At 45.0% G+C, this 26,306-nt stretch carries 20 protein-coding genes; 12 read left to right on the top strand and 8 right to left on the bottom strand.

The window, feature by feature from the left end:
• Positions 1-29: 29 nt before the first annotated feature.
• The 3 genes from F3I09_RS07440 to F3I09_RS07450 all read right to left on the bottom strand — a co-directional run bounded on the left by F3I09_RS07440 (position 30) and on the right by F3I09_RS07450 (position 4,579).
• Positions 30-491 carry a hypothetical protein gene (locus F3I09_RS07440; RefSeq protein WP_149694405.1) on the bottom strand — a complete coding sequence of 154 codons (462 nt, stop codon included), beginning with the start codon at positions 489-491 and terminating at the stop codon, positions 30-32.
• A gap of 312 nt (positions 492-803) precedes the next feature.
• Positions 804-2,783 carry a DNA topoisomerase (ATP-hydrolyzing) subunit B gene (gene gyrB / locus F3I09_RS07445; protein ID WP_149694406.1) on the bottom strand — a complete coding sequence of 660 codons (1,980 nt, stop codon included), beginning with the start codon at positions 2,781-2,783 and terminating at the stop codon, positions 804-806.
• 116 nt (positions 2,784-2,899) lie between these two features.
• Positions 2,900-4,579 carry a hypothetical protein gene (locus F3I09_RS07450; RefSeq protein WP_149694407.1) on the bottom strand — a complete coding sequence of 560 codons (1,680 nt, stop codon included), beginning with the start codon at positions 4,577-4,579 and terminating at the stop codon, positions 2,900-2,902.
• 253 nt (positions 4,580-4,832) lie between these two features.
• Between F3I09_RS07450 and F3I09_RS07455 the strand changes: the two genes are divergently transcribed.
• Complete coding sequence (locus F3I09_RS07455; protein WP_188133719.1) at positions 4,833-5,756, top strand: AraC family transcriptional regulator; 924 nt, start codon at positions 4,833-4,835, stop codon at positions 5,754-5,756.
• A 1,284-nt stretch (positions 5,757-7,040) separates the two neighbouring features.
• Here the strand turns inward: F3I09_RS07455 and F3I09_RS07460 are convergent.
• On the bottom strand, positions 7,041-7,502 hold the full coding sequence (locus F3I09_RS07460) for a PepSY-like domain-containing protein (RefSeq protein ID WP_149694409.1): 462 nt from the start codon (positions 7,500-7,502) through the stop codon (positions 7,041-7,043).
• 249 nt (positions 7,503-7,751) lie between these two features.
• Between F3I09_RS07460 and ileS the strand changes: the two genes are divergently transcribed.
• Both ileS and F3I09_RS07470 read left to right on the top strand, forming a co-directional pair.
• Positions 7,752-11,306 (top strand): isoleucine--tRNA ligase, encoded by a 3,555-nt coding sequence (gene ileS, locus F3I09_RS07465; RefSeq protein WP_149694410.1) that lies wholly within the window; start codon positions 7,752-7,754, stop codon positions 11,304-11,306.
• 4 nt (positions 11,307-11,310) lie between these two features.
• A complete protein-coding gene (locus tag F3I09_RS07470; protein ID WP_149694411.1) occupies positions 11,311-12,357 on the top strand; it encodes a TraR/DksA C4-type zinc finger protein in 1,047 nt (348 codons plus the stop codon).
• Between the two features lie 195 nt (positions 12,358-12,552).
• On the opposite strand, the gene F3I09_RS07475 is transcribed toward F3I09_RS07470, so the two are convergent.
• Together F3I09_RS07475 and F3I09_RS07480 are read right to left on the bottom strand one after the other, a co-directional pair.
• A complete protein-coding gene (locus F3I09_RS07475) occupies positions 12,553-14,085 on the bottom strand; it encodes a glycosyltransferase (RefSeq protein ID WP_149694412.1) in 1,533 nt (510 codons plus the stop codon).
• A gap of 125 nt (positions 14,086-14,210) precedes the next feature.
• On the bottom strand, positions 14,211-16,070 hold the full coding sequence (locus F3I09_RS07480) for an ABC transporter ATP-binding protein (RefSeq protein ID WP_149694413.1): 1,860 nt from the start codon (positions 16,068-16,070) through the stop codon (positions 14,211-14,213).
• A 145-nt stretch (positions 16,071-16,215) separates the two neighbouring features.
• Between F3I09_RS07480 and rbfA the strand changes: the two genes are divergently transcribed.
• Positions 16,216-16,593: a 30S ribosome-binding factor RbfA gene (gene rbfA, locus F3I09_RS07485; protein WP_149694414.1), complete on the top strand. Its 378-nt coding sequence runs from the start codon at positions 16,216-16,218 to the stop codon at positions 16,591-16,593.
• 12 nt (positions 16,594-16,605) lie between these two features.
• The gene (locus tag F3I09_RS07490; RefSeq protein ID WP_149694415.1) at positions 16,606-17,832 is read left to right on the top strand and encodes an FtsX-like permease family protein; all 1,227 of its coding nucleotides are present in this window, start codon (positions 16,606-16,608) and stop codon (positions 17,830-17,832) included.
• Between the two features lie 198 nt (positions 17,833-18,030).
• On the opposite strand, the gene F3I09_RS07495 is transcribed toward F3I09_RS07490, so the two are convergent.
• Positions 18,031-18,870: a transketolase gene (locus F3I09_RS07495; RefSeq protein ID WP_149694416.1), complete on the bottom strand. Its 840-nt coding sequence runs from the start codon at positions 18,868-18,870 to the stop codon at positions 18,031-18,033.
• A 404-nt stretch (positions 18,871-19,274) separates the two neighbouring features.
• On the opposite strand from F3I09_RS07495, the gene F3I09_RS07500 reads away from it, so the two are divergent.
• The gene (locus F3I09_RS07500) at positions 19,275-20,204 is read left to right on the top strand and encodes an MraY family glycosyltransferase (RefSeq protein ID WP_223233166.1); all 930 of its coding nucleotides are present in this window, start codon (positions 19,275-19,277) and stop codon (positions 20,202-20,204) included.
• A gap of 101 nt (positions 20,205-20,305) precedes the next feature.
• Positions 20,306-20,869 (top strand): ribosome recycling factor, encoded by a 564-nt coding sequence (gene frr, locus F3I09_RS07505; protein ID WP_149694418.1) that lies wholly within the window; start codon positions 20,306-20,308, stop codon positions 20,867-20,869.
• Between the two features lie 118 nt (positions 20,870-20,987).
• Here frr and F3I09_RS07510 read toward each other — a convergent pair whose 3' ends face one another.
• Complete coding sequence (locus tag F3I09_RS07510; protein WP_149694419.1) at positions 20,988-21,857, bottom strand: DMT family transporter; 870 nt, start codon at positions 21,855-21,857, stop codon at positions 20,988-20,990.
• A gap of 122 nt (positions 21,858-21,979) precedes the next feature.
• Between F3I09_RS07510 and F3I09_RS07515 the strand changes: the two genes are divergently transcribed.
• The 5 genes from F3I09_RS07515 (at position 21,980) to F3I09_RS07535 (ending at position 26,160) form a co-directional block, all read left to right on the top strand.
• Entirely contained in the window at positions 21,980-22,720 is a 741-nt protein-coding gene (locus F3I09_RS07515) for a PPK2 family polyphosphate kinase (RefSeq protein ID WP_149694420.1), read from the top strand.
• A gap of 84 nt (positions 22,721-22,804) precedes the next feature.
• A complete protein-coding gene (gene mscL, locus F3I09_RS07520) occupies positions 22,805-23,233 on the top strand; it encodes a large conductance mechanosensitive channel protein MscL (protein WP_149694421.1) in 429 nt (142 codons plus the stop codon).
• A gap of 204 nt (positions 23,234-23,437) precedes the next feature.
• The gene (locus tag F3I09_RS07525) at positions 23,438-24,388 is read left to right on the top strand and encodes a DUF3078 domain-containing protein (protein WP_149694422.1); all 951 of its coding nucleotides are present in this window, start codon (positions 23,438-23,440) and stop codon (positions 24,386-24,388) included.
• Positions 24,389-24,481: 93 nt separating this feature from the next.
• Positions 24,482-25,264, top strand: coding sequence for a ScpA family protein (locus tag F3I09_RS07530; RefSeq protein ID WP_149694423.1), 783 nt, complete (start codon positions 24,482-24,484; stop codon positions 25,262-25,264).
• Positions 25,261-26,160, top strand: coding sequence for a helix-turn-helix domain-containing protein (locus F3I09_RS07535; protein WP_149694424.1), 900 nt, complete (start codon positions 25,261-25,263; stop codon positions 26,158-26,160). The genes F3I09_RS07530 and F3I09_RS07535 overlap by 4 nt, the downstream gene beginning before the upstream one ends.
• Positions 26,161-26,306 lie beyond the last annotated feature (146 nt).

Genomic DNA, 26,306 nt, shown 5'->3' on the forward strand with positions numbered 1-26,306 from the left:
ATGGAAAAAGATTTCAAAAAAAACGATGATCAATTAATGTTTACTTTAAACGTTCCGTCCGTTAATGGCTTTTCTGTTTCACCATTGTTTAAAATGCCGTCGAATGTGCCTTCGGCATACTTACTATTTATGCTTGTAATCTTTATTGTAGCGCTTGTACTTTCAAAAGCCTCGGCACCTGATACAGAATTTGTGAACACGATATTTGCATGTTCCGCTGCTGTATAGGTACCAGTCTTCAATGTGTCGGGGAAAACTATCATCAGTGCGATCGCACTGTTCAGGGTGCCGGTTAATCCCTGTATGAGCAGGACTTTCTTACCTATTCCGGTGGTGTCGAAAGCTTCTCCATAAGAGGTGTTTGCAGAGAAGGATTTACCGTCGAATTTAAAAGAGCAGGATCCGGATGCCTTAGCTACTTCTTCCTTGTCACAAGACGTGAAAGCGACCAGACACAGACACAGGAATCCCAGGAGGGAATTGAGTTTCATAGGATAGGTAATTTCTTCAGGTATAGTGATAAATAGGAGTGCAAATTAGTTACTTTCTCATGAATTAAATAAAATATTTATAAGTTTTTTAACAGCTATGAGACAATAAATAGAGAAGTGTCTGGAAATGAAAGACATAAAAAAATCAGAAATCGGGAATTAAATACCAGGATGTAGGTGTTAACGCACTAAACTGACCTGATTGTCCGGGCATGAGTTGAAAATAAAAAAGCTGCGGAGGTGTTTTCCGCAGCTTTTAAGCTATTTATGGAGGAGCAGTTATTGTACCTGCACTCATGTTATTGATTGAAATTATGCGTCGATCTTCGCATATTTAGCGTGAGATTCGATGAATTCCCTTCTTGGAGGTACCTCATCGCCCATCAGCATACTGAACACGCGGTCTGCTTCTGCAGCGCTTTCAATAGTTACCTGTTTTAAGGTACGGTTATCAGGGTTCATGGTAGTTTCCCACAGCTGTTCTGCGTTCATCTCTCCAAGACCTTTATAACGCTGGATAGTTACGCTGTCTTCCTTACCGTTGGCTATTTTCTGGATAGCTGCCTTACGGTCTTCCTCCGTCCATGCGTAGATCTGTTCCTTGGCCTTTTTCACCAGGTACAGTGGCGGCTGGGCAATGTAAACATAACCCTGTTCCACCATTGCCTTCATATAACGGAATATAAAGGTCAGGATCAGCGTGGCAATGTGGCTACCGTCCACGTCAGCATCCGTCATGATGATCAGCTTATGATAGCGCAGTTTGGAGAGGTTGAGGGCTTTATCATCTTCTTCTGTACCAATGGTCACCCCAAGGGCAGTAAAGATGTTTTTGATCTCCTCGTTCTCATATATCTTATGCTCCATGGCTTTTTCCACGTTGAGGATCTTACCCCTCAGCGGCAGGATAGCCTGGAAGCTACGGTTACGGCCTTGTTTTGCTGTACCACCCGCGGAGTCACCCTCAACGAGGTATAGTTCACACTTTTCAGGATCGTTTTCAGAGCAGTCGGCCAGTTTACCTGGTAATCCGCTACCACTCAGTACGCTCTTACGCTGTACCATCTGACGCGCCTTACGGGCTGCTTCACGGGCCTGTGCCGCCAGTACCACCTTGTTGATGATGATCTTGGCTTCACGGGGGTGTTCTTCCAGGTAAGCATCCAGTACGGCTGCTACCGAGCTGTCCACCACACCCATTACATCGGAGTTACCCAGTTTGGTCTTAGTCTGTCCTTCGAACTGTGGTTCCGGCACTTTCACGCTGATGATAGCGCTCAGACCTTCACGGAAGTCATCCCCGGTCACTTCGATTTTAGTCTTCTCGAACAGTTTATTCTTATCACCATAGCTTTTGAACACACGGGTAATAGCGCGGCGGAAACCGGCTACGTGTGTACCACCTTCAATGGTATTGATATTATTAACGTAGGAGAAGATATTCTCACTGAAAGAGTCATTGTAGATCACAGCTACTTCCACCGCTACATTGCTGGACGCATCGTGTGTCTCGATGAAGATCGGATCGGGCAGCAGTCCGTTACGACGGCCACTACGGTCGAGCATCTGTACGAATTCGATGATACCGCCTTCGCTATAGAAAGTCTCTGATATGGAGTTACCTGCCTCGTCTTTCTCACGTTCGTCAGTCAGGATGATCCTGATCTTACGGTTCAGGTAAGCCAGTTCACGCAGACGGCCTGCAAGGATCTCGCGGTTATAGGTGGTATCTTTAAAGATCTCGCCGTCCGGTTTAAAATGAACGGTGGTACCGGTATCGTCGGAAATACCGATCTCACGTACGGAGTACTGCGGAATACCACGCTGATATTCCTGTTCGAACAGTTTTCCTTCACGGCGTACGGTTACATGTAACAGGGAACTGAGTGCGTTTACGCAACTCACACCCACCCCATGCAAACCGCCGGACACTTTATATGTATTCTTGTCAAATTTACCACCTGCGTGCAGTACGGTCATTACCACCTCCAGGGCGGAACGGCCTTCCTTGGTGTTCATACCTGTAGGAATACCACGACCATCATCCACAACGCGGATGGAGTTGTCCTCGCAGATCGTTACTTCAATATTTTTACAATAACCGGCCAGCGCCTCATCTATGGAGTTGTCAACCACTTCATATACCAGGTGGTGAAGTCCTTTTATACCGATGTCACCAATGTACATCGCCGGGCGTTTACGCACGGCTTCGAGTCCCTCAAGTACCTGTATACTGTCCGCGTCATATCCTCCTTGTGCAGGCGTAGTTATTTGCGCTATTTCTTCGCTCATATTTGGGTGTAAAGTCTGTTTAGAATTGGATTCTCGTGAATTGTGCAAAAATACGAAAATTGGGCCTTATTTCCATATTTAAAAGGTGCTTTTTGAATCGTTGATATCCACATATCTCAGATGGGGGGATTTTTGCCCAGAGCGGTCTCTTTTATGCCGGTAAATAAGGTTTTCCAGACCAGGTTGAAAAACGACTTTTTGATGTCCCTCTCGTAGTGAGGGTGCGCCAGCCTGGTTTCTCCATCGGCAGGATTGCTGTCTTTGATGATCAGCACGTTAGCGAAAAAGCTCATCAGCCCTTTTCTTTTAAACTCATGCGTACCCTCTTCTTTTTTCAGAATATTCACTTTCAGGTTGCTGTAAATAAATTTTACATGACCGGAAGCCCTGCGTTCATTGCCGGTCATGCTGAAGGTCAGGTCTTCTATGTCGCAGGATTTTACCTGTACCATAGCCAATGGCTTTAATACCGGATTCAGGTCTTTCCCGTCCATGCTTTTTACCTGTCCCGAGACCCCGAATACACCAAGGGTATCTTTCATGGAGAAGTCGAAATGCGCCTTCAGTTTCCCGCTATTCATGAGAATAGCGTTAAGATCGGCGGTGATGTGGCTGTTTTGGGCGATCATGCTGTCTATATTCGTCACATTGCGGAATATGCCATGCACCTGGTTAATGTTAAGTTTACCCGCTTCGTCCGATTTCGGATTGATCTCTGTATAGGAAATATCTGTTTTCTTTCCTATCAGGCTGTCTATATATATAGGTATCGCCATTTTTTTGAACAGTTGGTTGGGGTATTTCCCCAGTTTGTTGCCCGGTGCTTCCGGCAATTTCCGATTATGGTAGATGTCAAGGTTGCCGGTATTGATGGTCAGCTTATCTGCCCATATGACCTGATGCTCCAGCAGCATACGTGGTTGCAACCGGGCCAGTTCTATGTTGTTCAGTTTTACATCAAAGCGGTCTTGCTGGGTTTTGGAACGGCGATCAAACTCCGCCCTGGGGTACCGGGGTTCGACTGCAAACTGCCCGATCCGCAGCGTTTGTTCCTCAGCACTGTAGTGTACGTCCTGCACATGCATCCAGTAAAGACTGTCCGGTGTGCGGTACCGGTATTCCTTCAGGCCGAATTCGTAGTTCCGGGCATAGAGGAAACGGGTCGGGTCTTCCAGCGCCACGGAATCGATGAGAAAGTCTTTTACCTGTATATGCAGTTTTTCCAGGTGGGTCATTATCAGGCCACTATCCTTTTTTATGACCGTATATCTGAGATTGGTGTTATTCAGCTGAAGGGTGCCGAGATAGAGTGATCTTATTTTTGAAGAAATATTCTGGTAAGCGTTCTTCCGGGCGGTGGTATCTCTGTTCCGCAGATTCATTTCCAGCATAATCACCGGATTGCTCAGCACCAGGGAACCCGCATTAAACTCCTTCTTCATAAAATAACGCCACACCCTGAAGTAACTGAGGGATACCTGATCTGCCGTAAAGCTGTAGATCAGCTTGGGGGCTCTTTGCTCATCCTGGAGGCGTTTATATACATCCGGATCTCTTATCAGGCTTACTTTTTCCAGCGTAAGACTACCGGTAATGGGGTTCAGGCTGAGGTCTGCATAACGCAGTGTATACAGGCTATCCGACATATCCTGGATATAAGCCTTCAGCTGCCACTGGATCTGTTTGTTCCAGCGCTGACCGATGTACCATGCTGCACCAAGCACCAATAGTATTAATATAATTATGGAAAGGAGTACCTTTTTCCAGATCCGTAGAAAGAATGGTCTTTTCTGCATCATATACAATTAAACGAAATTCATACCAATAGTCCCTATAGTAAATTGCCCAATCCTGTAAAGAAGGTACCTGCTTGTCCTTGCCTGAAAAAATATTGAAACTTGTCAATGAATGATAAGTAATTATTTTTCATTAAATTAGATGTAAATCCTACACTTTTCAGGCACTTTCCGTTTGTAACCTGAATGTCAAAACGTTTCTGAATAAATTTTGAATGACTATTTTTGTCACGGATTTAACAAAATGAATGGCGTGAAAGAGGTACAGGACATATTATCATTGGCCATCCGGCAGCCCGCTATGAGCGATCAGCTGCAATTGGCAGAAGACGACGCCGTTACGGTGCCGGACTGCCTGGATTTTGCTTTGCAGCGGTTTACGTATGATCGTCCGTTGCCGGTAGAGGATGTGGCGATGGTGGTATATCAACCGGCTAAAAGAGGGCAGACTGCTGCTATCGAATTACGCTATTGCGTGGCGGGCAACAAATATTGCCAGAATCCGGGTTGTACTGACCGTGTATGTGTGGATGGGCATAAAGACAACTGTTTGCAGAAGTCTCCTTCCATCGATATGATCACTGTCCGTTTCCAGCCTTCCTTCATACAATCACTGCAGAAAGGGGCTACCAGTTCCACCCTTTTCGACATGCAGTCCCGCAAGCCTTTTGTTAAAACGATCCAGCCCAGTACCAAATCCAAAGAAGTGTTGGAGCAAATGGTCCATCATAACTATGATGGCGCCCTCAAAAACATCTTCCTCCAGAGCAAGGCGCTGGAATTACTCCTCTTCAGTTCAGACCAGTTTGTCCAGAATGATACCGACGACCGTTTTGGTTGTCGCTTCCTGACACAACTGGAAGATCGCGAAAAGATAGAAAAAGCCAGGGACATATTATTGGAACAATTGGACGCTCCTATCACCATCCGTGATCTGGCCCGCCGTGTTGCTATGAACGAATGTTACCTGAAGAAAGGTTTCAAAGCGATGTATGGCACCACCATCTATGATTATTTCCAGAAGGAAAGGATGGAAAAGGCTAAAAATCTGTTGTACGAAAGGGGCATGTCAGTTTCCGAAGTGGCTATCCTGATGGGATATTCCTGTATTTCCCATTTCTCTACGGCGTTTAAGAAACATACCGGTTTGAAACCTTGTGAATTGTTACTGAGGTAGTTGGAAATCAATTATTAAGATTCAAAAACTTATCATATAATGGTCCCGCTCTAAACAGAGCGGGATTTTTTTTTGAAGGGAATGTCTGTATAGACATCCGACTGTTTAAAATCCTGTTGATTAAAGTGTAATGTGTTGATTTTTAGTTATTGGTAAATGTTGGCTTTCCCGCTGCAGATACTTTTCCCGATTTGATCAAATGTTTTCCCGAATACAGAAATGGTCCCCGGAATATTGATGTTTCTTTGTATCACGATCGGCAGATATTTATCCTGATCTTCCTTATAAGCTTCCTTATCAGATTTGACCATGGGGAGAGCTTACTGGGCAAAAATGAGTAAAGCCATTAATTTTTTGCACCTTATCGACACCAATTTTGACCTTTTGGAAAGTGCAGTTTTTGCCAGGTAAGCTTTCTACCGTAATTACATAAAGCCGTCCCGTCTCAAACGGGACGGTTTGTGTTTTATAGAAGATGAGTTTCTTCCTGCAATAAACCCATTCAAACTTCAGTTAAGTCTTGTTCAGATTCCGTTTCAGATTCGCTCAAACAATGTTTCTCCTATGTCTATCTTAGGTTCATCTTACGTTCAAAGACCTAGGATGAACGTAAGATGGACATAGGAGAAACGAAGCTTGTACCTGTTTGAAACGGATTCAGATCGAACGGGAAACCGTATCCAACTGTTCTGCTCCTGGGGAGTGCATGTTTATAGCCGGGGCTTAAAGCCACCCAAAAAGTGCTGATTTGCTTGATCTGTCTTAGCTATTCGGTGGAGGCTATAGCCTATAGGCACTCTACTATAGCATTATAGGCACTGTTCTATAGCCAACGCTATACAAAAGCAGGTGTAATGCAGGACTAGAGCGCCTATAGGCTATAGTCTCCACCGAATCGCAAGGCCATCTCAAGCGAAGTCGGACCGGATTAAAACCGTCAAAAAATATGGATGGAAAGCGTGAAGTATTGATAATCAATCTGCAATAGGGAATGCCGGGAACTCAGTCAAGCTGGAGGAGGAGATATATTGTCTGGTTTGGCAGTCAGGACGTCAGATAGTCGCTTGATATGACATTATGTATTAAAAAGTGACAACTTGTTAGTTACCAGTTATATAGAAGAGGAGTTAATACTAGAAATAGTAAGATAGAGCAGGAAACAGGATCAATTGAAGCTTGTGGGGGAAGGTCGTGCAGATTAGTAAAAAAAAGAAAACCCCGCCCAAAAGAGCAGGGTCTGTCCTATTTATCCCTATACCTATGAAATACTAATTAATGTGGTTATTATTCTGTAACGGTTCCGTTTTCGTTAATCAACACCACTTTCTCAACACCGTTATCCTGAATATTAACCTTATAATATGCAGCTACATCTGATCTTTCAATTTTCCAGCCATCTTTTATAGTGGCGCTTGGATATTTTGATTTCAGTGTAGTGGATACTGTTTCTGGTATCCTGTCACCTGCATATGAACTACGGGTAGCTACCCATTTACCATCTGCGTCATATTCAGCTGCAGTCTTTACATCTTCTTTTGTAAAGTTTGCGACCCAATGTCCGCTATAGTTCTTTGACCACTTTGCTTCCGATCCTGAAAAGTTCTGCTGAAATGCATCTTTTACAGCTACGGGAGCTACAATCTCTTTAGCAACTACCTTCTTTGTTTTTTTTGCTGATTTCTTTTGTGCAAAAGTTGTGCCGGAAGATATGATTGCCACACAAATTATTAATACTAACTTTTTCATAAATAATCAGATATGGTTTTTCAATTGGGTTAAGTTTTTCAACTTATTTCTTCCGTCGTAGTTACCAAAACAATGCCAAAAAGACTAGCAACGAACTAATGCCCGGTAAAAATACAAAAAAAAACCGCAATTTAAAGCAAATCTGTGTTTTTTAGTGGTCGCGCCTTTTTCAAGGCTGCTCTAAAATCCGTAACTTTGCAGAATTTTAATCAACTATTTTATTAACGTCAAAGGGCGGAGAATTGTTTTATGGCCAGCAAATATCAGGAATATAACCAGCTGAATTTACCGCAGATAGAAAAGGACATATTGGCGCACTGGGAAAAAATCCAGGCATTCGAAAAAAGCGTGTCCCTACGTGAAGGCGCTACTCCTTTCGTATTTTATGAAGGTCCGCCTAGTGCGAATGGTATGCCTGGTATTCACCATGTCATTTCCCGTACCCTGAAAGATCTGGTGTGCCGCTATAAGACAATGAACGGTTTCCAGGTAAAGCGTAAAGGAGGTTGGGATACCCATGGATTACCTGTGGAACTGGGTGTGGAAAAAATGCTCGGTATCACGAAAGAGGCGATTGGTAAGACGATTTCAATTGAGGATTATAATAAAGCCTGTCGGGCAGAAGTATTAAAATACAAAGATAAATGGGATGACCTGACCCGTAAGATGGGGTATTGGGTTGATCTGGAGTCTCCATATATAACTTTCGACAATAATTATATAGAGAGTCTCTGGTGGTGTCTGAAAGAATTGCATAGAAAGGATTTGTTATATAAGAGTATCAGTATCCAACCGTACTCTCCAGCTGCTGGTACTGGTCTCAGCTCCCACGAGCTGAATATGCCTGGTTGTTATAAAGAGGTGAAGGACACTACCGTGGTAGCGATGTTCAAAGCCCTGGAATCAGATAAGTCTGCTTTCCTCTTTGAAGCTGCCAGAAAGGTGGACGCTACAGCGGAAGTATTCTTTATGGCGTGGACAACTACTCCATGGACCCTGCCCTCCAATCTTGGCCTGACGGTAGGTGCCAATATAGAATATGCACTCATACGTACTTTCAACCCTTACACACATTTACCGGTGTTTGTTGTGATGGCGAAAGACCTCATCGGCAAATATCTCAAGAAAGAAGGCGAAGACGGCGATTTCGCTGCCTATAAAGAAGGAGATAAAATCATCCCATGGCAGATCCTCTCTGTTTTCAGAGGTAGCCAGCTGGAGAATATCCGCTATGAACAATTGTTACCATATGTGCAGCCGGAAGAAGGCGATCCGTTCCGTGTACTGTTAGGCGACTTTGTTACTACGGAAGATGGTACTGGTATTGTGCATACCGCGCCTGCTTTTGGTGCAGATGACTATCGTGTAGGAAAGAAATATGGTATCGGCATCATGACCTTGGTAGATCGTCAGGGTAAATTCCTTGATGAAGTAGGCGAATTTGGTGGCCGCTATGTAAAGAATTATAAGAGCGATCCGGAATATAAGGATGTGGATGTTGACATCTCTGTAAAGCTGAAGAAAGAAAACCGGGCGTTCAAAGTAGAGAAATACGAACACACCTATCCACATTGCTGGCGTACTGATAAGCCGGTATTATATTATCCGCTGGATGCCTGGTTCATCCGTACCACTGCTGCTAAGGAGAAAATGGTGGAACTGAACAAGACCATCAACTGGAAACCTGCCAGTACCGGTACGGGCCGCTTTGGTAACTGGCTGGAGAATATGGTTGACTGGAACCTCAGCCGTAGCCGTTTCTGGGGTACACCACTGCCAGTATGGAGAACAGTTGCCAATAAGGATGCAAACGATCCTGAGGCTATTGTGCAGAAATGCCTGGGTGCAAAAGCTGAGTTGCAGGGAGCGCTTCTCTTCGATAAGAAGGATGTATTTAAAGCAGATGTGCTGAATGAAGGAAGTGAACTGAGCAAACGTATTGCTACCCATAATGCTAAATATGAAGGTAAAGATCAGACTGAACAGGAAATGTTCACGGTTGATATCGATGCCATCAGAAAGAAGATTGTAAAGGAGGAAATCACGTTGGTTGATCTTGGGTTAGCTAACTGGTACCTGACTGATTTCGTAAAAGAATATTGTGTTGAAGTAACAGCAGATGTATTAGAGACCATCGATTTGCATAAACCAATGGTTGATAATGTCATCTTTGATCATGAAGGCCAGTTAATGCACCGCGAATCGGACCTGATAGACGTATGGTTTGATAGTGGTGCGATGCCTTATGCACAATGGCATTACCCATTCGAGAATAAGGAAGAGTTCGCGAAGGGCTTTCCGGCTGATTTCATTGCTGAAGGTGTTGACCAGACACGTGGTTGGTTCTATACCCTGCACGCCCTGGGAACAATGCTATTTGACAATGTAGCTTATAAGACGGTCGTATCAAATGGACTGGTGCTGGATAAGAATGGTGTTAAGATGAGTAAGCGTCTGGGGAATATTGTGGATCCGTTCGCTACACTGGAACAATTTGGGGCGGACGCAACACGGTGGTACCTTGTCACCAACGCTTCTCCATGGGATAGCATGAAATTTGATATTGAAGGCATCCGTGAAGTACAGCGTAAACTGTTCTCCACCCTGTACAATACGTATAATTTCTTCGCAATGTATGCCAACCTGGACAGGTTTACTTTCAAAGAAGCATACATCCCGCTGAAAGATCGTCCGGAGATAGACCGCTGGATCATTTCCCTGCTGAACACACTGGTGAAAGACGTAACAGGTTACTTTAATGATTATGAGCCTACCCAGGCGGGCAGGGCTGTACAGACTTTTGTTGACGAACACCTGAGTAACTGGTACGTGCGCCTGTGCCGTCGCCGTTTCTGGAAGGGAGAATACGCTCATGACAAGATCTCGGCTTACCAGACCTTGTATGAATGTCTGGAAACGCTGGCCGGTTTAATGGCGCCAGTGTCACCGTTCTTTGCAGATTGGTTATTTGGCAACCTTAATAGTGTGAGCAATCGTCATGCGGACGCTTCCATACACCATATGAATTTCCCTGTGATGGTAGCGACAGCGGTAGACGCCGACCTGGAGGAAAGAATGCAGCTGGCGCAGGATATATCTTCGCTGGTGTTGTCTCTCAGGAAGAAAGTGAACATTAAGGTGCGTCAGCCGTTACAGAAGATATTAATACCCGTTCAAAATGCTCATATTAAGGATCAAATAGAAAAAATAGAGGACCTGATAAAAAGTGAGGTGAATGTGAAAGGTATTGACTATCTTACAGAAACGGAAGGTTTCATAAAGAAAAAGATTAAGCCGAATTATAAGTCCCTGGGTGGAAAAATGGGGGCAAAGATGAAAGCCGTGGCAGCAGCTATCAGTGCATTCTCAGCAGCCGATATCGCATCCCTTGAACGTAGTGGAGAATTTATCCTTCAGGTTGAAGATGAACAACTACCTATACAGTTATCAGACGTAGAGATCATCTCCGAAGATATTCCCGGTTGGACAGTCGCAAATAAAGGCGCCCTTACGGTAGCGCTTGATATTACTATTACACCAGAGCTGTTGGATGAGGGAAATGCCCGCGAATTGGTGAATCGTATTCAGAAAATCAGGAAGGATAGTGACTTCGAATTGACCGACAGGATACACGTAAAAGTGGCAGTAATAGACAGCCTGAAATCGGCGATTATTAACTATAATGACTATATTTGCACGGAAATTTTGGCAGATAGTCTGGAAATAGTGCCGGAATTACAGGAAGGTATTGAAATAGAAGTAAATGACTTGACATTCAACGTATTAGTTAACAAAAAAAGCTAATCCCATGGCAACAAGCAAGAAAGTTGCTATTAAGAAGACCCAAAAGGCAGCAACACCGGCCAAGAAAGCTCCGGCGAAGCAGGCTATACCTGCAAAGAAAGCTGCGGCAGTTAAGTCTGCTACAGCCAAGAAAGCAGCAGCTCCGGCGAAACCGGCCGCCAAGTCTTCTGCGCCCAAAGTTGCTACCAAACAGGTCAAACCAACTGTAACTGAAAAGGTTGTTGCCAAGAAATCAACAGTTTCCCAGACGGCTTCGTCGAGTAAATCTGTAGTAAAGAAAGCACCCATAGCAGCTCCGGCGGTGCAACCCGTAAAGAAAGCAGCAGCTACTGCTAAGCCTGCAGCTTCTTCCGTGAAAGTGCCTGATACAAAGAAAGTGGTGACGCCGAGCGTTACTGCAGATAAAGACAAACTAATTTCCAAGCCAGAAGAAAAAGAAGTAATAATGCCAGTAAAGAATAATAAAGAAGATAAAGACAAAGGTGTTGCAAAGGACACCGTTAAAAAAACAGCGGACAAGGTGCAAAAAACTGAAAAGGCAGCGCCAGCGAAAGCGGAAAAGCCTGCCGAACGTGTTGAAAAAAATGATAAGAAAGGCACCAAAGCAACAACATTGGTCACCTATCAGCCAGAGTTCACTAAATCTGTTCTCGACCAGCCGGAACAACCAGCGGGCCCTGTTTACCGTTATAGTGACGCTGATCTGCAGGAATTTAAAGACCTCATCCTGAAAAAGCTGGAAGCAGCTAAAAAGGAACTGGTATACCTGCAAGGCCTCATCACCCGCAAAGATGAAGCTGGTACTGATGACACTGAAAACAAATACATGAGCATGGAAGATGGTAGCGGCTCCCAGGAAAGGGAACAGCTCAACCAGATGGCTAGCCGCCAGATCCAGTTCATCGACCACCTGGAGAAAGCCCTCGTGCGTATCGAAAACAAAACCTACGGTATCTGCCGTGTCACCGGTAAGCTGATCGATAAAGCCCGTCTGCGTGCTGTACCACACGCTACACTGAGCATCGAAGCGAAACTGGCGAAAAGCAAATAGGAAATAGCGTAACCGGGATGCCGGTTCGATCATATTAAAGATCCTGATCTACAAATCCGTTAAGCACAATCATGGCACTGCCACTGTGCGAATGCGGAGGGCAGATCAGGATTTTTTGTGTCATAAAAAAAGCGTCCCTCCTGTCAACAGAAGGAACGCCAGTGTAAATAAACAGGGGCTTCAAGGAGACTATCTTTATGAAACCACTGGTTTCTTGCTTTTACTGATTTGCCTGGCCGCAAAGTATAACAATCCAGCGGACGCTAATCCGATAAGACTGCCTACGCCTATCCGTCTTGCCTGTTTCTTGCTGATCGCCGGTAAGCGGAGCTTAAACTTCTCAGGACTGGCCTGGGCTATCTGCAACAACGGTTCCATCCATGGGCCGGGAATAATTTTATCGGCAACTTTTTCTATGTCGGGGCTTACTGCATCAAATGCAACACCAATTCCTGCGTCTTCGAGTAGTTGTATGCCATCAGAACCGCTGCCTACATATATAATGTTCTGTGACGTGACGTGGTATTTGTCTGCAATATAGGTTAATATATTGCTCTTACAATAAACTGCAGGCTGTGAAGGTATGTTTTTATCCGGACACAGAAAATATTCGGGGATCGTTACCTCTCCGGTGGCTACACTATTGTAGAGGTGCAGCTTGTTTGCAAAAGCAAAATCCATCCCCAGCTTATTCTTAATATGGCGCGCCACACACTCAAATCCATCGGTAATAACACCGCAGGTATACCCCCGCTTTTTCAGTTCTCTTACCACACTCTTGATATCGGGCACCAGCGGAATGGCATCCGCTACCTCCAGCAATTCTGCCAGATTCCTGCTCTGGAATAGTGTAGCAGTATGCTCCAGGATGATCGCCGGGTCGGTAAAATGCTCCCTGATCTGTTGTAAGGAATGGCCAACCCCAAATTCCCTGGCGGCTGCCATGAGATAATCTTCCCCAAAGATGGTTTCATCCAGGTTAAAGATGACCATCTTGTGCAGCTTGTCAATAGACTCCAGGATGGAGTACTCCATCTGCTCTCTGATGATGTTGATCTTACCCAATGTTTCCAGATTCTCCTGGGGAATATTTTCCGCCTTCCGGAGAATGGTACGGGATACCTCCCTGGACATCTTACTCAACTGTTCCCAGGTCTGCATGGCATTTTCCACCCGTCCGATATTCGCCTCAGTAATACGGGCGCCCATCACGTGCATGTCTATCAGTAACCCGATGTCAACGCCGTAATCATTTTCAAAACGGACCTGCGACAACAGGGATTTCCTGGCTGCGATCATCCCACTGAGCGGCTGATTGAAGCTGGCCAGTTCCGGGAAAAGAATACTCAGTAAGGGTTTGGCCACCAGCTGGGTGACTCTGCCTGCCTGTCGCTCAAAATAGGATTTTACAAAGTCTGCTTTCTCTTCTGCAATAGGATCGGTCAGCAGCTCTACGATATTGTCCGGATAAGTGAGGATGTCGCCATCCACATACATCACAATTTCATTTTTGGCCGCCATCATGCCTTCCCGCATGGATATGCCCTTGCCTCGCTGACTGCTGGTAATAACACGTACTTTCTCCTTCAGGGCTTCCTCTACGGAATTATCATTGGAGTTGTCATCTACCACAATGATCTCGATCTTTCTAGTTGTCTTTTTGATGGTTTTAATTACCTGACGTAATGTAGCCCCTTCATTCAGAACCGGAATAATAATGGAAATCATAGGCGAACGCTTGTTTTAAGTGAAATAATCAACCTATGGAAAAATAAAAAAGCCCATAGGCCGTATCTGACATAGGGCCTATGGGTCACAAAAATGGGGCCATAGCAGGGACTGCTATATTAATGCTATTTAAACTCCTGCATCTCTACCAGCTTCCTGTAAATACCGTTATTGGCAATCAGCTGATCGTGTGTGCCTTGTTCCTTAATCTCACCTTTGTCAAGCACTACGATCTCATCGGCATGCTGAATAGTGGAAAGGCGGTGAGCAATGACGATAGTGGTGCGATTTTCCATCAGTCTGTCCAGTGCGTCCTGCACCAGTTTTTCAGATTCTGTGTCCAATGCGGAAGTAGCTTCGTCAAGTATGAGGATGGGAGGATTTTTAAAGATGGCGCGTGCGATAGTCAGACGTTGACGCTGGCCGCCGCTGAGTTTCATACCGCGGTCACCGATAGTGGTATCATAACCGTTTTCAAGCTGCACAATGAATTCATGGGCATTGGCGATCTTGGCCGCATTGATCACGGCCTCTCTGTCAGCGTCAGGCTGGCCGAAAGCGATGCTATTAAAAACAGTATCATTAAAGAGAATAGCTTCCTGGGATACCATACCTATTAATGCCCGGAGGTCATGCATTTTCACATCACGGATATCCTGCCCGTCAACCTGGATACTACCGGAGGTGACATCATAGAAACGGGGAATCAGATCGGCCATGGTGGATTTACCGGCGCCGCTTTTACCCACCAGCGCTACCATACGGCCTTTGGCTATCTTCAGCTGTACGTTTTTCAGTACAGGATCCAGTTGTACATTCTTTAATGCCGGGTTTTCTTTATAAGAAAAGGAAACATTGTCAAATCTGATCTCACGTTCAAAGCCAGGTAGCGATTTTGCATCTGGTTTATCAACAATATTGTTGGGCAGGTCCATGATGCGCAACACTCTCTCGCCGGCAGCTATACCTCTTGGTAAAGCGGTGAATGCGGTACCAATAGACTTGGCAGGCGCCAGAATCTGGAAATAGAAGCCCAGGTAGGCAATGAAGGCACTTCCGGTCAGTGAGTTGTCGCCCGACAGTATCAGGCGGCCGCCATACAGCATGATCACAATCACTACCAATACTCCTAATATTTCAGATACAGGAGACGCCATTTCACGCTGGTCCTGCATCGATTTGAAGGTACGGGCATAGGTAAGATTATCCTGCTGGAATTTGTTCTTAATAAACCGCTCGGCATTGAATGCCTTGATGATACGCACACCTGACAGTGTTTCCTCGGTGATATTCAACAGCTTACCTAACAGCAACTGGCCCTGGTTAGATTGCTTTTTCAGCTTTTTGGAAACGGCGCTGAGTATCAATCCGGAAATAGGAAAGAATAACAATGTGAAAAAGGTCAGTTCTTTAGACAAAGTAAACAGTGCAATGAATGTAGATATGATCACCAGGGGATCGCGGAGGAGGGTCTGCATGGCGGTGGTCACGGAGTTCTCTACTTCCACTACGTCCCCACTGAGTACTGACAACAGGTCTCCTTTGCGCTCGTTATGAAAGAATCCCATGGACTGTGTGGTATACTGATGGAATACCTGCTCCCTCATTTTGCGTAGCATGTTCACACGCATGCGTGTCAGAACCTTCTGACTCAGGTAGCCGAACAGGTTTTTCAGAACGATACTGACGAAGAGGATTGCACATATGTATATGAGTACAGGGAACTTATTGCCATGATATTGCTGGAGCAGCGATGTTAGGTAATAATTGAAAACGTCTTTGAAATACGCTATAGAGAATGAAAAAGCGGGCATTTGCGTCACTATTTCCTGTTCGCCGGCGTTGAACAGTGCATTCATCAAAGGAATGAGCAGTGTAAAGTTCATTAAGCCGAAAATGGTATAAAGCAGCACATACACAACATATTCCGGGATGTAGTGGTGATAGGGCTTCGACAAACTCAGCAACCTGAAAAAAGTCTTCATCTTACGATTATTTATCTTGTCTGTTTATCCTTTCCGGAAGCAGGGACCGATTTTATATCTGTCAGCACATGCCCGTTTCCTTATCTTTGCCGGAGAAGATTGAATTAAGGGTGCAAGTTAATACAATCTCAAATCTTAAAATATTATGCAGGAAAGCAAAAGACAGAAACAAATCGGGCAACTGTTACAAAAAGAACTCAGTGATATCTTTCAGCGTATGGGATTCAACGTACTGGAGGGAGGAATGATCTCTATATCCGCCGTACGTATGACGCCAGATCTGCTGGAGGCAAGGGTGTATCTGAGCATGTTCCAGATAGCCGATAACCACGCTATGGTAAACCGGATCAAGGAAAGAATGGGTGAGATCAAGAAAGAACTGGGCAATCGCGTAGGCAAACAGTTACGCCGTGTACCCGAGCTCTCCCTGTTCCTCGATGATACGCTGGATTATGTATTCAAGATGGAAGAACTGTTCAAGAAGATCAAAGACGACGACGAAGGCGGGAAGGAAAACAAATAAAATATTATCAATTTGATCTGGCAGTTCGCATCCCGTTATTTCAGGGCAAAAAAAAGTACCAATGCCATCAATATTATTGCCTGGGTTAGTGTATCAGCTATTGCGGTAGGGGCAGGTGCGCTGATTATTATCCTCAGCGTATTTAACGGATTTGAAGGACTGGTGAAATCTTTATATACCACTTTTTATCCTTCGGTAAAGATCAGCGCGGTGACTGGCAAAAGTATCACGCTTACAGCAGCACAATTGAAACAGATTGGTGCGGTGAAAGGCGTTGCGGATATAACGGAAGTAGTGGAGGAGAAAGCCGTATTACGCTATGGAGAGGGGGATCAGACCATTGCTATTCTTAAAGGAGTGGACAGCGATTACAATAAGGTAGCAGCTGTAGATAAGAGTATTGCCCACGGTAAATTTGATACGGGGGATGAAAATGGTTATAAAGCGGTACTGGGAGTCGAATTGGAGATAGCGTTGGGGGTGGATTTGGAAAGGGACATGACGCCCATCAGTGTGTACCTGCCCCGTAGGAATGTGAAGAGCGTTACTACGCCGGAAGATGCGCTGAGCAGTGGTGTATTGTATCCTGCAGGATCCTTTGCCATTCAGCAGGAATTCAATAGTAAATATGTGATCACAAATATAGCCTTCATGCGCGGGCTACTGGGCATGAATGAAGATGAGATGTCGGCGTTGGAGGTGAAAGGTGTTCCCGGCCTGGATGACATGGAGCTCAAGCAGCGCTTGCAGGTATTACTGGGTAATGGCTATACCATTGAAACCCGTTATGAACAGAACCAGGCATTGTATGCCATTATGCAAACGGAGCGTTGGGCAGTCTACGCTATCATGAGTTTCATCCTGATGATCGCAGCATTTAATATGATCGGCTGTTTGTACATGCTGGTCATGGAAAAGCAGAAGGATATCACTATCCTGAAGGCTATGGGAGCACGTCCGCGGTTGATCACCCGCATATTCCTGATGGAAGGAATGATCATAGCCGGCATAGGGACCCTGATCGGATTTGGGATCAGTATATTATTCTGCCTGTTACAGCAAAAGTTCGGATTGATTACATTGGAAGAAGAGTCTTTCCTGGTGAGCGCCTACCCTGTAAGTATGCAATTGAGCGATTTCATTCTGGTGAGTGTTACCATTATAGTGATAGGCCTGGGGGCCAGCTGGTATCCTGCACGAAGGGCCGGTAAGCAGGATATTGAACTGAAAGCAACATAATATCTGAGAATGATATAAATAAAAAAGCATCCGCCTTGAGACGGATGCTTTTTTATTTATATTATTCTCAGAAAAAGATCTTCGGGAAGCAAATGTAACATCGCACTACTCACCCGTAATTGACGGTCCTTTAGCAATACCTCCCGAGGGAGGTGCGTTACGAAGACTGCCAATATCTGATTCTAGATGATCGATCAATTAATAATCGCCCAGTTCTGTTGCGGGTAACTGTGCGAGTGCTTTAGCCAGTTGCTCGTCGCTTGGAGCGATACCATGCCATTCGTGGTGACCTTCCATGAAGTCAACACCCTTACCCATTACGGTTTTCATCAGGATCACGATAGGCTGTCCCTGTCCGGTTAAGCTAACTGCTTTCTCGAGGGTAGCAACTACTTCATCCATATCGTTACCGTTCATGTGCAGCACTTTCCAGCCGAAGGAAGCAAATTTAGGCTCCAGGTCACCCAGGCCTGCTACATCTTCCACTGTACCGTCGATCTGCTGTCCATTCCAGTCAACCGTTACGATGAGATTGTCTACTTTATGATGGGGAGCAAACATGATCGCTTCCCAGTTCTGACCTTCTTCCAGTTCACCATCACCATGGAGGGAGAATACGAAACGGTCATCATTATTTAATTTTTTTGTCAGTGCAGCACCAATCGCTACGCTCATACCCTGTCCGAGGGAGCCGGAAGCAACCCTTACACCTGGCAGGTGTTCATGGGTGGTAGGGTGACCCTGAAGGCGGGAATTGAGTTTACGGAATGTAGCCAGTTCTTCTTTTGGAAAATAACCGGCATGGGCCAGAGTGCTGTAGAATACTGGTGAAATGTGCCCGTTTGAAAGGAAGAACAGGTCCTGATCTCCACCATCCATCTCAAAAGGCTGCGGCTTATGCTGCATAACTTTAAAATAAAGGGCAGTAAAGAAATCTGCACATCCTAAAGAACCGCCTGGATGGCCGCTTTGGCAGCCATGCACCATACGAACTATATCCCGTCTGATTTGTGTTGCTATGTCTTTCAACTGAGGCATGATAATTGCAAATTTTGAATTGCTAAATTAATAGAAAAATTAGATAGATTCCTGGCAATATTTAGTCTCTAAGCTAATAGTTTTTAATGATCCAGGGTCCAAATCTATTTAATTTCCTATTTTTATGATACACATTTGATTGAAATTAATATCTTTGTAATAATCAAGCCCCTCCCAACATGGAGAATGTTTTAATTGCGACCGTCCTGAGTTTTGTTATAACCTATTTTGCAATCCCTGTTTTGATAAGGGTTGCAGAGTTGAAACATCTTTATGACGAACCAGACGAACGGAAATCTCACAAAGCTCGTATACCAACTTTAGGGGGTATCGGTTTTTTTTCAGGATTTGTGATGGCATCTGCGGTGTGTGTACCTGCATTTGCTGATTCCCCATTCCAGTATATGGTGGCTGCATTCATCGTAATCTTTATGGTTGGGATGAAAGATGACATTGTGGGACTTTCGCCGCTTAAAAAACTGATCGGTCAATTAATGGCTTCCTTTGCCGTAATATATCTGGGCAATTTACAGATCAGCAGTATGTATGGGATCATGGGGATTGATGCGCTTCCTCCACATTTTAGCCTGTTACTGACTTATTTCACTTTCCTGGTTATCATCAATGCTTTTAATCTGATTGACGGTGTTGACGGGCTGGCGGGTAGCATTGGTATGCTGGTATCCGGGGTGTTGGGTACTTATTTCCTGTATACAGGTGAATTGCTGTATGCAGTGATGGGCTTTGCCATGGCCGGTGGCCTGGCGGCTTTTCTTATCTATAATATATCTCCTGCGCGTATATTCATGGGGGACACTGGTTCCCTGATGGTTGGGTTGGTAAACGCCATCCTGGCTGTTAAATTCATCGAAGTAGCCGGTAATCCCGCCGGTAAACTGCCTGTTACCTCAGTTCCTATCGTGGCAATCGCTATCCTGATCATGCCGTTGTTCGATACATTACGTGTATTTGCCATCCGTATGATGCACGGGAGATCACCTTTCTCTGCAGACCGTAACCACATTCACCACTATCTGTTGGAACTGGGCCTGAATCACAAACAGACCGCTGTAGTAATGGTGATGATCAATGCAGGCTATATTGCCCTGGCTTTTGCCCTGCAGGATATCGGCTCCGGTTACCTGTTAAGTGTGATCCTGGGATCAGCGTTATTGCTCACCGGTATACTGTACCAGATGAAAAGGAGAAAAGAAGCCATGCTGCGGGCGCTTACAGTATCTGCCATTAAGGATGCCGCCACTGAGGCGCAAACGACTGTTAATCATCCCAAGATCCTGCGCGTGAACACGAAAGGTATCTTGCAGGATAAATAATTTCGGGCCCGGTTACCCTTAACCGTGGCCTCTCCCTTTGTAACAACTTTCCAATTTCAGATAAATCCTGTAGGTTTGCAGGCACTTAATTATTTTTTGCTATGCAAGATGATCTAACGTTAATTATAGACGATGCCACCGAAACCATGCAAAAGGCCATCGGGCACCTGGAGGTGGAACTTACCAAGATCAGGGCCGGTAAAGCTAACCCGCAGATATTGGATGGAATTACGGTAGAATACTATGGTGCGCCTACTCCCCTCGCCCAGGTAGCTAACATTGCAGTGGCGGATGCCCGTACCCTGACCATCCAGCCATGGGAAAGGAATATGCTGCAGCCAATCGAAAGGGCAATTATTGCGTCTAATATTGGCATTAACCCGCAGAACGACGGTCAGATTATTCGTATGTTCCTGCCACCGCTGACAGAAGAAAGAAGGAAAGAATTTGTAAAACGTGCTGCCGGCGAAGGTGAACAGGCAAAAATTGCTATCAGGAACATCCGCAGGGATGCGATCGAAGCCATCAAAAAACTACAGAAAGAAGGTCTGAGTGAAGACACTGCGAAAGATGCAGAGGCTGATATCCAGAGCCTGACCAATAAATATATTGAGGTAGTGGACAAGCATTGCGCCCAGAAGGAAAAAGAGATCATGGTAATCTAATCGGCGTGCCTGATAGTATCATGAACTAAGAAACCGGGGCTAAGTGATCTTACAAAGATCATCAACCACTAGCTATATTTACAAGAAAGATTTTACGCAAAACGCTGGTCCGTCAGGATCAGCGTTTTGCTTTATTTACAGTATATACACCCGCGAGAATAACGCCCAGGCATAACACCTGCAGGAAAGAGATCCTTTCTCCCGCCAGCAAGCCCCAGCCAATAGCAACCACCGGTAAGGCATAAGTGACCATGGAAGCGAATAATGCCCCGGCCTTATTGATCAGAATATAGAATAATACGGAGGCTATACCGCTACCCAGTATACCCAGCGTTACACTGGCAGCCAGTGAGCGCCAGGGAACCGCGGGCCCCGATAGCAAAGGAAAGAAGTCGGTGTATAACAGGATGGGTAACGCAAAAATAGCGCAGAAGAATAACGCGATAGAGCCCAGTTGTAAGGAACTGTACCCTTTCAGATGATGATGTACCAGCGCAATATTGATTCCGTAACAGATAGTGGCCAGTACGATCCACAAGCCATAGTACCAATAGCCGGTATCCACCCCTTTGACTACAAAGAGCAGCACTACACCCAGCAGGCCAAGAAAAATACCCAGCAACTGCTGCCTGACAATAGGTGCACGGAAGAGGAAAAATCCCGCCAGCAGTGACATCAGGGGTACGAGACCATTTAAGATGCCCGCCAGGGCACTATCAATACGGGTTTCTGCAATACAGAACAGGTAAGCCGGTAAGAGATTGCCCAGTATGCCGGACAGGATAATGACAGGAATCTTGTTCAGGGGCGTCTGGCGAATGAATTTGAAGAAAAACGGTAATAAGGCTATACCGGCACTAAACAGGCGAAGGCTCGCTACCTGATATGGAGAAAGTGCTTCCAGACCGATCTTCATCAGTATAAAAGAACTACCCCAGGTCAGTGATAATAATAGGAAAATACTCCAGTTGATGGCACGGCTGTTCACGATAGGTTGTTTTAAGCCAGCAAAGGTCCGTATATTTTGTTATATGATAGTACGGAATTTGTCTATGATGCAACACTTCGGACCATATTTTGTTACAGTTACATTAACTTAACCCTTGACAGATGAATAAGATCAATCTCGCAGAGATCAGTACAAGAGCCCCTGAAGGAACAGACAAGAGGACTACCAAAGCCGTAACCAAAGAAATAATTGAGGAACTGGACGAGTTGCAGAATCTTTTATTTGCAGAGCATAAACATGCTATACTGATAATATTGCAGGGAATGGACGCCAGTGGTAAAGATGGGCTTATCAGGAATGTACTTGGCAGTATGAATCCGCAGGGTGTAAATGTGCGCTCATTCAAAGCTCCGACAGAAGAAGAAAAAGACCATGACTTCCTCTGGCGTATACACAGGTTTACACCCGCAAAAGGAATGATACATATATTGAACCGTTCGCACTATGAAGATATCCTGATACAACGCGTACATAAATGGATAGATGATGAAACGGCGGCGAAGAGAATGCAGGCCATCAATGATTTTGAACGATTGCTGATTGAACATAACAATACAGCTATCCTGAAATTCTATCTGCATATTTCAGAAGAAGAGCAGAAAGAACGATTAAAAGAAAGACGTCAGGAACCGCGTAAAATGTGGAAGTATAATAAGAATGATTCGACGGAAGCCAAGCAGTGGAAGGATTACATGAAGATGTATGAAGAAGCGATCGAAAACTGTAATGATGTTAAATGGCAGATCATACCATCAGATCAGAACTGGTATAAAGAATACGTGGCGGCCCAAACGTTGAGGAACACACTCCATTCTTTCAGGATGGAATATCCGAAACTGTAGTGGTAAAATGGTAACGGTTATATCGTTATAAAGTATAATAATTATCTTAGCGCGCAGATTGTCTTCACCCTTAAAAAGTTTATTATGTCATTCTTAAAGGAATTTAAAGAGTTTGCCACCAAAGGGAATGTTGTTGACCTTGCTGTCGGTGTTATCATTGGCGCTGCTTTTGGAAAGATTGTTTCCTCACTGGTCGATAATATATTTATGCCAATACTGGGCATCCTGACAGGAAAGGTAGACTTCAAGGAAAAATTCTTTCAGCTGGATCATAGCAAGGGTACGGTAGATACACTTGAAGCCGCAAAGACAGCTGGTATACCTGTAGTATCATACGGAGTATTTATACAGAACTGTATTGATTTTATCATTGTGGCGTTTTGTATTTTCCTGTTGGTGAAATTTATCAACCGCCTGACCAGGAAGAAAGAAGAAGCGCCTGCACCTGCACCTGGGCCAACAACAGAGGAAAAACTGCTTATGGAGATCCGCGATGCATTGAAGAATAAATAATCTCAAACAATATTACGCTGGCCCGGAGTTTTGGAGCGTGCTGCTATCGCTGCAATGGTTGTGCTTTGGGCTGGTTGCCTTTATATCCCCCCGGGAAGTTCCCCGTTAGTTTTATATTTTTGCGACCCGCGTTCCTGTAACGCGACATGTTCGTAAGGCCAATTAGCGACTATATTTTATCCACTGCATTAAATGTTTATACTGATGAGAAGATCCGTTCTGACTATTATTTGTTTTTTGGTATGTTCTTCACTGCTCTACGCGCAGAGTGACTGGATGAAGACATCCCGGGAAGAAGCCAGCGGAAAGATTAAAAAGGATGCCAACGACACTGTACCTGCCTTGTGGAAAAAAGGAGGGATTTTTAATGTGAATATTAACCAGGGGAGCCTGACGAACTGGGCTGCGGGTGGTGATAAATTCTCCTTCTCTGTAGCATCTAATCTGAACGCATATGCTTTCTATAAAAAGGGTAAAAATAACTGGGATAACGTACTGGACCTTGCATATGGTTATGTAAATACGACCAGCCTTGGCGGCCGTAAAAGCGATGACCGTATCGGCATCACTACGAAGTACGGTTATGAAGTAGGCAAGAACCTGTTCCTCAGTGCCTTGCTGGACCTACGTACTCAGTTCACCGACGGTTATTTATATCCTTCTTCTGATACGGCAAAACCGACGCTGGTGTCCCGTTTTTTTGCACCGGCTTATATCCTGGTATCGCCGGGTCTTGATTATAAACCCAATGACCAGCTTTCTGTGTTCTTTTCTCCTGTTACTGCGCGTTACGTGGTTGTGGTGGATGATTACCTGGCCTCGAAGGGAGCCTTTGGTGTGGATACAGGTAAACATGTGAAAAATGAGTTGGGCGCATACCTGACCGTCAATTGGGTAAAAACCCTCGCTAAAAACATTATATATAAGACCAGGATGGACCTGTTTTCCGACTATAAGCACAATCCACAGAACATTGACCTGTTCTGGACCAATAGCCTGAACCTGCAGGTGAACAAACATATTTCCGCCAATGTTTCTGTAGACATGATCTATGACGATGATGTGAAGGTCTTTGCCAACGAGAAAACAGGGGTATTGGGGCCGAGGTTGCAAGTCAAACAGGTGATAGGGGTCGGTTTTACCGCCAAGTTCTGACGAGCGGGAATTTTCGCTATTTTTGATGGGTTTCACTTTCAGCGCTATAACAGATCAGTTACCGGCAGATAAGTGAAATCCATACATAACATTATGAATGACAACTCTTACAAGATAAAGCTGCCCCAGTTTGAGGGGCCATTTGACCTGTTGCTCTTCTTTATAGAGAGGGACGAGCTGGACATTTATAATATTCCGATCACGACCATCACCCAGGACTTCCTGGATTATATACATCACCTGGAGTCCCTGAACATCGAGCTGGCCAGTGAATTTATCCTTTTCGTGTCTACCCTGATGCGTATCAAGGCAAAAATGCTGTTGCCCCGTAAAGAGCTGGATGAGCAGGGGCTTGAGATAGATCCCCGCCAGGAATTGATTGATAAAATAATGGAATACAAGCGTTTCAAACAGGCGGCGGCAGAACTGGCAGAGAAGGAAGCGGAACGCATGTTGCAGATCAAACGTGGTAATATCGCCAAAGAACTGGCTGCCATCGGGGAGGCAACCAGCGAAGGAACGGAAGTACAGACCCTGACGCTCTTTAAGCTGACCAAGACCTTCGAAAAGGTGATGCAGCGCGTAAAACAGCGGGAAAACAAGCCACAGCACGTCGTGTATAAGTATGACTACACCATGGAAGGTTCCCGTGAATATATGATCGACCTGGCCAGCAGGGAAAAGACACTGGCTTTCGAGAAGATCTTCGATCTGTGCCGGGACAGGGTACATGCTATCTTCCTTTTTCTGGGCATGCTGGAACTGGTGCAGATGAAACATCTGGGAATTATGGTGGGAGAAGGCCGGAATAACTTTATAATTGATTACATTGAGCCTGAAGACCGGGAAGTGGAAGTACCCGGTACATTTGAATGAGTGAGAAACGCGCACATATAGAAGTAGTACCGCTACCCCGGTACGCACAGTCAGACCCCAAGTTTGTGGTATCAGGTCTGTGTGAACTGGGAGATGGGTTCTTCGCCAGCAATGGCGTTGCCCACCGGCATGACTTTTATACGATCTACTGGATCAAAAAAGGGCAACTCATTAATACTATTGATACGGTAACCCATGCCGTGAAAAAGAACACCCTTTTCTTCCTGGCTCCGGGACAAGTGCACAAAATGGAGTTCAGTGAGAAAGTAGAAGGATATATGATCGCATTCCAGGATGCATTCATGTGTCTGAAAGATCAGGCGGCCTCCCTGATGGGCATTAATTCCTCTCTTTTCTTCAATAATCAGTTCAGCAGTGTTATTACCCTTACTGCCGAGCAGGAGAAGGATTTTGAGATGGTGGTGCACATGATGATGAAGGAGGTAAATGAGCAGGCATCAGAATATGAAACTGCCTTTCATGGCCTTTTGCGGTATTTCCTTGTACTGGCGTCCCGTATTAAAGGCAGCAGTATGTTGGCGACGCCGGAACAGCATGCCAGTCATAACAGCTCTTTATTCCTTCAGTTTAAGAACCTGATTGAAGAAAAATATACTGCCCTGAAGAATGTGTCGGATTATGCCGGCATACTCCATATAAAACCGGTTTTGCTGAACGAGATCAGCAAACAGCTGTCAGGTATTACCGCGGGAGAGCATATCCGGAACCGCGTGATCCTGGAAGCACAGCGATATCTTTATAATACAGATCTTTCCGCCAAAGAAATAGCGTATAAACTGGGATTTGATGATCCCCACTATTTCAGCCGCTTCTTTAAGAAATATACCAATCAGACTCCATCAGAATTTAAGGATGCCTCCCGCGCGAGTGTTTAATAATATGTAAAAAGGCGCGCGAAAAAAAAAAGTACACCTATTAAGTCATTCTATCCATTTCGAATATTTGTTGCAACGTGTAATTTTGTATTGTCTTAATGAAACGGAGATAACAGCAAGGACGGAAGAGGGAAAGTGAAAATAGA

Origin of the sequence: Chitinophaga sp. CF418 (genome assembly GCF_900142925.1) — a bacterium.
Lineage (GTDB): Bacteria > Bacteroidota > Bacteroidia > Chitinophagales > Chitinophagaceae > Chitinophaga.